This window comes from Rhizobium subbaraonis (assembly GCF_900220975.1).
Taxonomy (GTDB): Bacteria; Pseudomonadota; Alphaproteobacteria; order Rhizobiales; family Rhizobiaceae; genus Mycoplana; species Mycoplana subbaraonis.
In genome coordinates this window covers 77,964-90,028 of record NZ_OBQD01000009.1, presented here as the reverse complement: position 1 = coordinate 90,028, position 12,065 = coordinate 77,964, and the positions used below count along the sequence as shown (strand labels likewise).

Sequence of the window (12,065 nt, the reverse complement as noted above, 5' to 3'; positions counted from 1 at the left end):
AACGCCTGGATTTCCGGCATTTCATCCCAAAATTTTACCGTTTGATAAAAAAATAAAGCGTGTTACCGTTTCACCATTAAAGCCCAATCAAAATGGGAGACAACAATGGGAACGAACGTATCTGGGATTCATGGCGGCAGGCTCGCGCCCGCCGACTATGAGAAGAATTTCTCCGACCTGCATCCGCCGCTCGATCATCATGAAGCGCTGGTGGCGGCCGATCGCTGTTACTTCTGCTATGACGCGCCGTGCATGACGGCCTGTCCGACCTCCATCGACATTCCGATGTTCATTCGCCAGATCTCGACCGGCAATCCGATCGGTTCGGCCAAGACCATCTTCGACCAGAACATCCTGGGCGGCATGTGCGCGCGCGTCTGTCCCACCGAGACGCTGTGCGAACAGGTCTGCGTGCGCAATACCGCCGAGGAACGCCCCGTGGAGATTGGCAGGCTGCAGCGCTACGCCACCGACATCGCCATGGAACAGAACGCCCAGTTCTACCGGCGCGCCGAAAGAACTGGCCGGCGCATCGCCGTCGTCGGTGCCGGGCCGGCCGGCCTTGCCTGCGCGCATCGTCTCGCCATGAACGGGCACGACGTCATCGTCTTCGACGCACGCGTGAAGCCCGGCGGCCTGAACGAGTACGGCATCGCCACCTACAAATCGACCGACGATTTCGCCCAGCGCGAAGTGGACTATCTGCTTTCCATCGGCGGAATCGAGATCCGCAACGGCCAGAAGCTCGGCCGCGACTTCACGCTTGGCGAGCTGACGGAGAACTTCGATGCCGTCTTCCTCGGCATGGGGCTTGCAGGCGTCAACGCGCTGAAAACAGAGGGCGAACAGCTCTCCGGCGTCGAGGATGCGGTCGATTTCATCGCCGCCCTGCGCCAGGTCGAGAACAAGGCCGACATCGCCATCGGCCGCCGCATCGTCGTGATCGGCGGCGGCATGACGGCAATCGATGCCGCCATCCAGTCCAAGCTTCTCGGCGCCGAGGAGGTGACGATCTGCTACCGCCGCGGCAAGGAGCACATGAACGCCTCGGAATTCGAGCAGGAGCTCGCCACCTCCAAGGGCGTGATGATCCGCCACTGGCTGCAGCCGAAGCGCATCATCGGCAAGGACGGCAAGGTGGCCGGCATCGAGGTCGAATACACCGCGATGCAGGACGGCAGGCTGGTCGGCACCGGCGAGACCGGCATCCTTGCCGCCGACCAGATTTTCAAGGCGATCGGCCAGACGTTCGACCCCGCAGGCGTCGGCAATCTCCGCCTGGAGGCCGGCCGCATCGCCATCGATGCGGAGGGCCGGACGTCGATGGCGCGGGTGTGGGCTGGAGGCGACTGCGTCAAGGCCGGCGAGGACCTCACGGTCACCTCCGTCGCGCAGGGCCGCGATGCGGCCGATTCGATCAACCGGGCACTTGCCGCCGCGGCAAATCCCACCGTTGCCGTCGCTTGAAGGGAGAATGAGACATGGCTGATCTCCGCAACAATTTCGTCGGCATCAAGTCCCCGAACCCCTTCTGGCTGGCGTCCGCGCCGCCGACCGACAAGGCCTACAACGTCGAACGCGCCTTCAAGGCGGGCTGGGGCGGAGTCGTCTGGAAGACACTGGGCGAGGAAGGCCCGCCCGTCGTCAACGTCAACGGCCCGCGCTACGGCGCGATCTGGGGCGCCGACCGCCGGCTTCTTGGCCTCAACAACATCGAGCTGATCACCGACCGTCCCCTGCAGGTGAACCTGCAGGAGATGAAGCAGGTGAAGATGAACTGGCCGGACCGTGCGCTGATCGCCTCGATCATGGTTCCCTGCGAGGAGGCGAGCTGGAAGGCGATCCTGCCGCTCGTCGAGGAAACCGGCGCCGATGGCATCGAACTCAACTTCGGCTGTCCGCACGGCATGTCCGAGCGCGGCATGGGTTCCGCCGTCGGGCAGGTGCCGGAATACATCGAGATGGTCGTGCGCTGGTGCAAGCAGTACACCCGGATGCCGGTCATCACCAAGCTGACGCCCAACATCACCGACGTCCGCAAGCCCGCCCGCGCCGCCAAGGCCGGCGGCACCGATGCCGTGTCGCTGATCAACACCATCAACTCGATCGTATCCGTCGATCTCGACAGCTTCGCCCCGCAGCCGACCGTCGGCGGCAAGGGCTCGCATGGCGGCTATTGCGGCCCGGCCGTCAAGCCGATCGCCCTGAACATGGTCGCCGAGATCGCCCGCGATCCCGAGACCTACGGCCTGCCGATCTCCGGTATCGGCGGCGTGACGACCTGGCGCGACGCCGCCGAGTTCATGACGCTCGGCGCCGGCAACGTGCAGGTCTGCACCGCTGCCATGACCTATGGCTTCAAGATCGTCGAGGAGATGATTACCGGCCTGTCCGACTGGATGGACTCGAAGGGGCACAGGACGCTGGAAGACATCACCGGCCGAGCGGTGCCCAACGTCACCGACTGGCAGTATCTGAACCTCAACTACGTCGCCAAGGCGCATATCGACCAGGACGCCTGCATCAAGTGCGGCCGGTGCCACATCGCCTGCGAGGACACCTCGCACCAGGCGATCACGTCCATAGTCGACGGTGTGCGCCATTTCGAGGTGATGGAAGACGAGTGCGTCGGCTGCAATCTGTGCGTCAACGTCTGCCCGGTCGAAAACTGCATCACGATGGTGGGGCTGGAAGCCGGCGTCGTCGACCAGCGGACCGGCAAGCCTGTCGATCCGAACTACGCCAACTGGACGACCCACCCCAACAACCCGATGGCCCGCCAGGCCGCGGAGTGATGCTGGCTGAAGACCTCGGTTGCCGGCCTCGCCGGCAGCCGACCATGGCCGGCCGCATGCAAACCCCGGTTTCCCCCGCACAACGCCGCAAAGCGTTCGCCGAACGCTACTGAAACGGATGATGGTACGGTCTGCGGACGTTCTTCCAGCGCAGCCGCCACTACACAGCGAGCATTTCACCGCCAAAATCCCCGCATTCGAGAATTTCAGGGACAATGAACACGTCCTGCGAAATAGGGCTTTCGTTGTCCTGCTGCGACGAACGGATGAATATTTCGAAAGATCCTGATATTTTCGAGTGATTGCGACACCCGAACTACATTCAGCGGCCGTTCAGGACGTATGAGGCAATGGAGCGCGGGCATCGGAGTATAATCCGGCGCCGCGCAGAGGGGATGGGGTGACGGATGCTTGATGAGGGCCGGCGCGATGTGGCGTCAACGGTGTGGCGAAGCTTGCCGCGCGATCTGTTGCTTGTCGGCCTCGCCGTCTTCTGTGCAGCCCTGTTCGGGATCATGACCCGCCCTATGGGAGCATTCGCCGCGTTCTGGCCGGCCAATGCGCTCCTTCTCGGTCTGATGCTACGGGCACCGCACCTCTCCACCCTCGGCGGCTGGTTTGGCGCATTCGCCGGATTTGTGGCTGCGGACCTCGTCACCGGCGGCGCACCCGGAATGACGATATGGCTGACGGCGGCCAACCTGACCGAAGCGATCACGGGCTACGTGCTGTTCAAGGCGCTTCCCGAGGGTCATATCCGCCTGCAATGGCCGCAGTCGGTGATGGTGGTATTTGCTGTGTGCTGTTGCGCCGCCGCGGCAAGCGCATTCCTCGGCGCGGCAGCCTACAGCATGCTGATCGGCGGCAATTTTACCGACGAGCTCGAACTCTGGTTCAGCACGGAACTCGTCAGCACCGTCACCGTGCTTCCCGTCGTCCTTGCCGCCCCCAAATGGCGTGACATACGGTGGTCTGACGTCCCCGCTGCAATCACGGGCGGCATGCGCGAGGCCGCGCCGATGCTTGCGCTCCTCGCCTCGGTCGTGCTCGGCAGCCTCCTCGACGGCCCCGGATCGTTCGCCTTCCCCGTGCCCGCCCTTCTCTGGTGTGCGCTGAACTATTCTTTCTTTACAACCGCCGTCCTGACCCTGGTCTTCGCGATCTGGGGCATGGTCGCCATTACCGGCACCCTCGCCCAGTTGCCGCCGGAAACCGACCCTGTCGAATGGGGCAAGTCGATCAGGCTGGGTCTGGCGCTGATCGCGCTGGCGCCGCTCGCGGTCGCAAGCGTCAGCGCGGCACGCGACAAGCTTGTCAGGCGCCTGAAGGATACGCTCGAGCACGACGACCTGACCCGGACGCTGACCCGGAAGACCTTCATCGAACGCAGCGAGCATCTTCTGGAGAGGCTGAACGACAACACCCGCCCTGCGGCCGTGTTGATGCTCGACGTGGATCGCTTCAAGTCGGTCAACGACCGGCATGGCCATGCCGCCGGCGACGCGGCCCTCGTGGCCTTCGCCCTTTCCGTCTCGAACGCTCTCGAAGGCAACGGGCTGTTCGGACGGCTCGGCGGCGAGGAGTTCGCCGTCTTCCTGCCGGGGGCTACCCGCGGCGAGGCGGAAGCGGTCGCCGAGCGGGTTCGCAACGCGGTGGAAATGTGCACCGTGGATCTCGGCTCGGGCATCGTCCTGCCGATCACCGTCAGCGGCGGTCTTGCCCTGCACGCCGGCGACGGCCGGGCCACGCTGGATGCCATGCTTGCCCGGGCGGATGCGGCGCTCTATCGCGCCAAGGAGCAGGGACGCAACTGCATCGTCACCGCGGGCTGAGCTGTCAGCTTGCCGGGTCCTTGACTTCGAGGCCGGTGATGAACAGTTGCTCCAGGAACCGCGCGGCATCCTCGAAACGGCCATCCCCGGCATTGTCCTGCCCCAGCACCGCGCGCACCTGCACGTCGAAGTCGGCATAGTGCTGGGTCGTCGACCAGATCGAGAAGATCAGGTGATAGGGATCGCACTTGGCGATTTTTCCGGCCTTGGCCCAACTGCGGATCACTGCCGCCTTCTCGTCCACCAGCGCCTTCAGCGGGCCCTTCAGCTCGTCCTCGATGTTGGGTGCGCCCTGAAGGATCTCGTTTGCAAAAAGCCGGCTCTCGCGCGGAAAATCGCGCGCCATTTCCAGCTTCCTGCGGATATAGCTGCGGATCTCGGCGACCGGGTTGCCGAGTGCGTCGAGCTCGCGCAGCGGGTCGAGCCAGGTATCGAGCACCCGGGTGATCAGCGCACGGTGCATCGCCTCCTTGGTGCGGAAGTAATAGAGGAGGTTCGGCTTGGACATGCCGGCGACCTCGGCGATCTGGTCCACCGTGGCGCCGCGGTACCCGTGAAGCGAGAAGACTTCCAGCGCCGCCTCCAGGATGCGCTCTTCCTTCTCCTCCTGGATGCGGGTGCGCCGCTGCGTCCTGGCTGCCCTCGGTAGAACCATCTGCTCCCCTAGCGCCCGCATGGGCGGAAAAGTGCCGTCAAAATCACCAGTTTAGCCCCTGCCATTTTTGTGGGCGAAGCCCGCCGCATTTGTCTTTTTCGACTTGAGTGCCGCAATGGAAGCTGTAATGTTTACCAACCGGTCAAATTATCGGCGAGTTGCGGAACAAACGCAACGGCTGTTCGGAGGCGCACAAAAACAAATCGCGCCCCTTGCCCGGAGGGAACGCATAGGCGGACGTCCTGGACAGTCCGCTCGAAATTTTGGGAGCTAGTGACATGGCCGCACCCGGCGAGAACATGCGCGTCAATGCCGACCGCCTGTGGGACAGTCTCATGGAGATGGCGAAGATCGGTCCCGGCGTCGCCGGAGGCAACAACCGCCAGACCCTGACCGATGCCGATGCCGAGGGGCGCAAGCTCTTCAAGCGCTGGTGCGAGGCTGGCGGCATGACGCTTTCCGTCGACAAGATGGGCACCATGTTCGCAACCCGGCCCGGAACCGACCCGGACGCGCTGCCGGTCTATATCGGTTCGCACCTCGACACCCAGCCGACCGGCGGCAAGTATGACGGCGTGCTGGGCGTGCTGTCCGGCCTGGAAGTCATCCGCTCGATGAACGATCTCGGCATCAGGACGAAGCACCCGGTCGTCGTCACCAACTGGACCAACGAAGAGGGTGCGCGCTTCGCGCCGGCCATGCTGGCCTCCGGCGTCTTCGCCGGCGCCATCGACCTGGAGTACGCCTATTCCCGCAAGGACCCGGACGGAAAGACCTTCGGCGACGAGCTGAAGCGCATCGGCTGGGTCGGCGAGGAAGAGGTCGGCGCGCGCAAGATGCACGCCTATTTCGAGTACCACATCGAGCAGGGTCCGATCCTAGAGGCCGAGAACAAGCAGATCGGCGTCGTCACCCACTGCCAGGGTCTGTGGTGGCTCGAATTCACCCTCACCGGTCGCGAAGCCCATACCGGCTCGACGCCGATGAACATGCGCGTCAATGCCGGGCTCGCCATGGCGCGCATCGTCGAGATGGTGCAGACGGTTGCCATGGAGAACCAGCCGGGCTGCGTCGGCGGTGTGGGCCAGATGTTCTTCTCGCCCAATTCGCGCAACGTGCTGCCCGGCAAGGTCGTCTTCACCGTCGACATCCGCTCGCCCGACCAGGCGAAACTGGACGGCATGCGGGCCAGGATCGAGGCGGAGGCGGCAGAGATCTGCGAAGCGCTCGGCGTCGGCTGTTCGGTCGAGGCGGTCGGCCATTTCGACCCCGTGACCTTCGATCCGACGCTCGTTTCCGCCGTCCGCAAGGCCGCGGAAGACCTCGGCTACAGCCACATGAACATCATTTCCGGCGCCGGCCACGACGCCTGCTGGGCCGCCAAGGTGGCGCCCGCCACGATGATCATGTGCCCCTGCGTGGGCGGGCTCTCGCACAACGAAGCCGAAGACATCTCGAAGGAATGGGCCAGCGCCGGCGCCGACGTCCTGCTCCGCGCGGTGGTCGAGACGGCTGGAATTGCTGAATGATATGGGCGGGCGGCGCGAAAGTGCCGCCCATTTTCGTGGCGGGGTCGACCTGCCGCAAATCAATCGCGAGGCTAGATAAGCAATGAGCACAGTCATCAAGGGCGGCACGATCGTCACCGCCGACCTGACCTACAAGGCGGACGTCAAGATTGAGGCCGGGAAGATCATAGAGATCGGCCCGAACCTTTCCGGCGACGAGGTGCTGGATGCGGCCGGCTGCTATGTGATGCCGGGCGGCATCGATCCGCATACGCACCTGGAAATGCCCTTCATGGGCACCTATTCCTCGGACGATTTCGAAAGCGGCACGCGCGCGGCCCTTGCCGGCGGCACCACCATGGTCGTCGATTTTGCGCTCCCCTCGCCCGGCCAGTCGCTGCTGGAAGCGCTGACGATGTGGGACAACAAGTCCACCCGCGCCAACTGCGACTATTCCTTCCACATGGCGATCACCTGGTGGGGCGAGCAGGTCTTCAACGAGATGAAGACGATCGTTCAGGACAAGGGCATCAACACCTTCAAGCACTTCATGGCCTACAAGGGCGCGCTGATGGTCAACGACGACGAGATGTTCGCCTCGTTCCAGCGTTGCGCCGAACTCGGCGCGATGCCGCTCGTCCATGCCGAGAACGGCGACGTCGTCGCCTCCATGTGCGCCAAGCTGCTCGCCGAGGGCAACAACGGGCCGGAAGCCCACGCCTATTCGCGACCCGCGGAAGTCGAGGGCGAGGCGACCAACCGGGCGATCATGATCGCCGACATGGCGGGCTGTCCGGTCTATATCGTCCACACCTCCTGCGAGCAGGCGCACGAGGCGATCCGCCGGGCGCGGCAGAAAGGCATCCGCGCCTATGGCGAGCCGCTGATCCAGCACCTGACACTCGACGAGAGCGAGTATTTCGACAAGGACTGGGACCACGCCGCCCGCCGCGTCATGTCGCCGCCTTTCCGCAACAAGCAGCATCAGGACAGCCTCTGGGCGGGCCTGGCCTCCGGTTCGCTGCAGGTGGTGGCGACCGACCATTGCGCCTTCACCACCGAGCAGAAGCGCTTCGGCGTCGGGGACTTCACCAAGATCCCGAACGGAACGGGCGGGCTGGAAGACCGCATGCCGATGTTGTGGACGCACGGCGTCAACACCGGCCGGATCACGATGAACGAGTTTGTGGCGGTCACCTCCACCAACATCGCAAAGATCCTCAACATCTACCCGAAGAAGGGCGCGATCCTGGTCGGCTCCGACGCTGACATCGTCGTCTGGGATCCGAAGCGGTCGAAGACCATCGCCGGCAAGACCCAGCAGTCGGCGATCGACTACAACGTCTTCGAGGGCAAGGAAGTGACCGGCCTGCCGCGCTTCACGCTGACGCGCGGCGTCGTGGCGATCGAGGAAGCGACCGTCAAGACGCAGGAAGGCCACGGCGAGTTCGTCAGGCGCGAGCCGGTCACGGCCGTCAGCAAGGCGCTCTCCACCTGGAAGGAGATCACCGCCCCGCGCAAGGTCGAACGCAGCGGTATTCCGGCAACCGGGGTGTGAGCGCCATGGCGCCATCCACCGCGCTCAGTTCCAGCCGTCTCTGTCCCGCCGGGCACCGCCCCAGGCAAGGGAACCAGCTGCTGCAGGGGCCCGGAGCCATGCTGCCGGAAGCCTGTGTTGCAAGTGAGCTAGGCCGCCAGCCCGTCCAGTTCCGGCAACAGCACGACGCTTTCCTGCTCGTGCGGATCTGTCCGGGCGATGACGGCCGAACAGGGCGCGTCGGAAAGGTTCGCCGGCAGGTGCGGTACGCCGGCGGGGATGTAGAACATCTCCCCCGCCCGCACGATCACATGCTCTTCGAGCCGCTCGCCGTACCAGGTATGCGCCTCGCCGGACAGCACGTAGATCGCCGTCTCGTGGCTTTCGTGCAGATGCGCCTTGGCGCGCGCGCCGGGCGGGATCGTCAACAGGTGCATGCAGATGCCCGTCGATCCCACCGTCTCGCGCGCAATGCCCTCGAAATAGGAAAGCCCCTGCTTGCCGTCATAGCTGCCGCCCGGCCGAATGACGCGGCAAGTGGGTGTGTCTCCGGCTTCCATCGCCCTTCCTCCAACAAATCGGTGTGAACAGTCCCGTGCCTGATCTGACCATGAAGACAAAGCCGATTGCAATGCATCCGACGGACATGCAGTCTCTTTCCGAAAGCAGCATCGAGAGCACGGAAATGAAAAGCCCCGCCGCATCGTCCGTCGTCTGCGCCACGAACCTCGGATTGACCTTCGAAACGGCCGACGGGCCGGTGACGGCCCTTACCGACGTCAACCTGACCGTCGAGAAGGGCGACTTCGTCTCCTTCATCGGCCCTTCCGGCTGCGGCAAGACCACGTTCCTGCGCGTGATCGCGGACCTCGAGAAGCCGACATCGGGGACGATCACCGTCAACGGCATGACGCCGGAACAGGCGCGCCACAAGCGCGCCTACGGCTACGTCTTCCAGGCCGCCGCCCTCTATCCCTGGCGCACCATCGAGAAGAACATCGCCCTGCCGCTCGAGATCATGGGCTATTCGGCCGCCGAGCAGAAGGAGCGGGTCGCGCGCACGCTCGATCTCGTCACCCTCACCGGTTTTGGCAAGAAATATCCCTGGCAGCTCTCCGGCGGCATGCAGCAGCGCGCCTCGATCGCCCGTGCGCTCGCCTTCGACGCCGACCTGCTGTTGATGGACGAGCCCTTCGGGGCACTGGACGAGATCGTGCGCGACCATCTCAACGAGGCGCTGCTGAAGCTGTGGGCGCGGACCGACAAGACGATCTGTTTCGTCACCCATTCCATCCCCGAAGCCGTCTACCTTTCGACGAAGATCGTGGTGATGAGCCCCCGCCCCGGCCGCGTTACCGACATTATCGAGTCCACGCTGCCGAAGGAGCGCCCGCTCGACATCCGCGAAACCCCCGAATTCCTCGAAATCGCCCATCGCGTCCGTGAGGGCCTGCGCGCGGGGCATAGCTATGATGTGTGAGCCAGTGCTGCAAAACACAGCTTTGCCCCTCACCCCGACCCTTTCCCCGCAGGCGGGGAGAGGAGGAGAGCAACGTTTGCGACTGGTCCCTTCTCCCCGCCTGCGGGGAGAAGATGCCGGCGGGCGGATGAGGGGCAACGCGACGGAGCAAGCCCCATGAACCCGCAGTTCCTCATCTGGCTGGCAGGCTCCATGGCCGTGTTTCTTTCCGCCGCGACAGCCTCCCGCGCCTATGTCTCCAGCAACAACATCCTTCTGCTGGTGCTGTCGCTCTTCCTCTACTGCGTCGGCAACCTGATGATGGTGCGCCTGATGCGGGAGGGCGGGCTGGGACTGGCGATCTCGGCATCGGCCATCGCGCAACTGCTTCTCATCAACGTCATCGCCTTTGCCGTCTTCGGCGAGCGGCTGACTAATACCCAGCTTGCCGGCGTGGGGCTTGGCGTCGTCGCCATGGGATTGATGCTGCTTCCGGCAGCGGAGCGGAGCTGACATGGAGAGGCAAAGCTTCCTCAAGGACCGGCTCATCCCGATCGGCACGGTGATCGTCGCGATCATCGCCATCTGGTACGCCGCCGCCGTCTTCCTCAACGCCCCGTTCGAACGCGACAACGCCGCCAGAAACGGCGAGACGATCACGTTTGCCGAAATCGTGCCGAAGACCATGGCGCAGGAACGTCCGGTCCTGCCCGCACCACACCAGGTCGCAGCCGAGCTTTGGGACACCACCGTCAACAAGGCGGTCACCTCCAAACGCAGCCTCGTCTATCACGCCTGGGTGACGCTGTCGGCCACCCTTCTCGGCTTCGCCATGGGGACGGTGCTCGGCATCGTGCTCGCGATCGGTATCGTCCACAACCGGGCAATGGACCGCTCGCTGATGCCCTGGGTGATCGCCAGCCAGACGATCCCGATCCTGGCAATCGCGCCGATGATCATCGTCGTCCTCAACGCCATCGGCCTTTCCGGCCTTTTGCCGAAGGCACTGATCTCCACCTATCTCAGCTTCTTTCCCGTCGTCGTCGGCATGGTGAAGGGGCTGCGCAGCCCCGAGCAGATCCAGCTCGACCTGATGCACACCTATAACGCCTCTTCCGCGCAGACCTTCTGGAAACTGCGCTGGCCCTCCTCCATGCCCTATCTCTTCACCTCGCTGAAGGTGGCCGTGGCGATCTCGCTCGTCGGCGCCATCGTCGGCGAGCTACCGACGGGCGCGGTCGCGGGTCTCGGCGCGCGGTTGCTCGCCGGCTCCTACTACGGCCAGACGGTCCAGATCTGGGCGGCTCTGTTCATGGCGGCGGGCGTCGCCGCACTGCTTGTCGTCATCGTCGGCCTCGCCCATTCGGCCGTGCTCAAGCGAATGGGGGCACGCGCATGAACACGATCCCGCTGATCTCGGCAGTGGCGTTCTGGCTTGCCGCCTGGGCCTTCAACGAGTGGCTCGTCCGGCAGAAGTTCGACAACCCCATCGCCCGCCATGCCGCCGGCATCGCCGTGCCGCTGCTGTTCGGCATCACCATCCTCGTGCTTTGGGAGGGGATCGTGCGCGGCTTCGCCGTTCCCTCGGTGCTGCTGCCGGCACCAAGCGCAATCTGGCAGCGGCTGATTACCTCGCTGCCGACCCTGTGGGCGGATTTCCGGCAGACTTTCCTCAAGTCGGTGATCACCGGCTATGTGCTCGGCTGCGGATCGGGTTTCATCGTTGCCCTGCTGATCGACCGCTCGCCCTTCCTGCAGAAGGGACTGCTGCCGCTCGGCAACTTCGTCTCGGCCCTGCCGGTGATCGGCGTTGCGCCGATCATGGTCATGTGGTTCGGCTTCGACTGGCAGTCGAAGGTCGCCGTCGTCGTCATCATGACCTTCTTCCCGATGCTGGTGAACACGGTGGCCGGGCTCGCCGCCGCAAGCCACATGGAGCGCGACCTGATGCGCACCTACGCGGCAAGCTGGTGGCAGACGCTCGTCAAGCTCCGCCTTCCCGCCGCATGGCCTTTCATCTTCAACGCTCTCAAGATCAACTCCACGCTGGCGCTGATCGGTGCCATCGTCGCCGAGTTTTTCGGAACGCCCATTGTCGGCATGGGCTTCCGGATCTCCACCGAAGTGGGGCGCATGAACGTCGACATGGTCTGGGCGGAGATCGCGGTTGCCGCGCTCGCCGGCTCCATTTTCTACGGGGTGGTCGCGCTTGTGGAGCGCACCGTCACCTTCTGGCATCCGTCTGTCCGCGGTGGGCAGGCGTAACAAAGCAACGATAA

At 64.4% G+C, this 12,065-nt stretch carries 11 protein-coding genes; 9 read left to right on the top strand and 2 right to left on the bottom strand.

Annotated features, from left to right (window positions below; translation table 11 throughout):
- The first annotated feature begins 105 nt into the window (after positions 1-105).
- From CRO48_RS15055 to CRO48_RS15045, 3 genes are all read left to right on the top strand, one after another.
- Positions 106-1,467, top strand: a complete 1,362-nt coding sequence (locus tag CRO48_RS15055) for an NAD(P)-dependent oxidoreductase (RefSeq protein ID WP_097140684.1) — start codon at positions 106-108, stop codon at positions 1,465-1,467.
- Between the two features lie 14 nt (positions 1,468-1,481).
- Positions 1,482-2,795 (top strand): NAD-dependent dihydropyrimidine dehydrogenase subunit PreA, encoded by a 1,314-nt coding sequence (preA, locus tag CRO48_RS15050; RefSeq protein WP_097140683.1) that lies wholly within the window; start codon positions 1,482-1,484, stop codon positions 2,793-2,795.
- A 407-nt stretch (positions 2,796-3,202) separates the two neighbouring features.
- Positions 3,203-4,627, top strand: a complete 1,425-nt coding sequence (locus CRO48_RS15045) for a GGDEF domain-containing protein (protein ID WP_097140682.1) — start codon at positions 3,203-3,205, stop codon at positions 4,625-4,627.
- Between the two features lie 4 nt (positions 4,628-4,631).
- Here CRO48_RS15045 and CRO48_RS15040 read toward each other — a convergent pair whose 3' ends face one another.
- A complete protein-coding gene (locus CRO48_RS15040; protein WP_097140681.1) occupies positions 4,632-5,282 on the bottom strand; it encodes a TetR family transcriptional regulator C-terminal domain-containing protein in 651 nt (216 codons plus the stop codon).
- Positions 5,283-5,560: 278 nt separating this feature from the next.
- On the opposite strand from CRO48_RS15040, the gene CRO48_RS15035 reads away from it, so the two are divergent.
- Complete coding sequence (locus CRO48_RS15035) at positions 5,561-6,811, top strand: Zn-dependent hydrolase (protein WP_097140680.1); 1,251 nt, start codon at positions 5,561-5,563, stop codon at positions 6,809-6,811.
- Positions 6,812-6,893: 82 nt separating this feature from the next.
- Complete coding sequence (hydA, locus tag CRO48_RS15030; protein ID WP_097140679.1) at positions 6,894-8,348, top strand: dihydropyrimidinase; 1,455 nt, start codon at positions 6,894-6,896, stop codon at positions 8,346-8,348.
- A 128-nt stretch (positions 8,349-8,476) separates the two neighbouring features.
- Here the strand turns inward: hydA and CRO48_RS15025 are convergent, their stop codons facing one another.
- Positions 8,477-8,887: a cupin domain-containing protein gene (locus CRO48_RS15025; protein ID WP_097140678.1), complete on the bottom strand. Its 411-nt coding sequence runs from the start codon at positions 8,885-8,887 to the stop codon at positions 8,477-8,479.
- Positions 8,888-9,012: 125 nt separating this feature from the next.
- On the opposite strand from CRO48_RS15025, the gene CRO48_RS15020 reads away from it, so the two are divergent.
- From CRO48_RS15020 to CRO48_RS15005, 4 genes are all read left to right on the top strand, one after another.
- On the top strand, positions 9,013-9,807 hold the full coding sequence (locus CRO48_RS15020) for an ABC transporter ATP-binding protein (RefSeq protein ID WP_097140863.1): 795 nt from the start codon (positions 9,013-9,015) through the stop codon (positions 9,805-9,807).
- Positions 9,808-9,963: 156 nt separating this feature from the next.
- On the top strand, positions 9,964-10,299 hold the full coding sequence (locus CRO48_RS15015; protein WP_097140677.1) for a hypothetical protein: 336 nt from the start codon (positions 9,964-9,966) through the stop codon (positions 10,297-10,299).
- A 1-nt stretch (position 10,300) separates the two neighbouring features.
- Positions 10,301-11,185, top strand: a complete 885-nt coding sequence (locus CRO48_RS15010; RefSeq protein WP_097140676.1) for an ABC transporter permease — start codon at positions 10,301-10,303, stop codon at positions 11,183-11,185.
- A complete protein-coding gene (locus CRO48_RS15005; protein WP_097140675.1) occupies positions 11,182-12,051 on the top strand; it encodes an ABC transporter permease in 870 nt (289 codons plus the stop codon). Before CRO48_RS15010 ends, CRO48_RS15005 begins: the two co-directional genes overlap by 4 nt.
- Positions 12,052-12,065 lie beyond the last annotated feature (14 nt).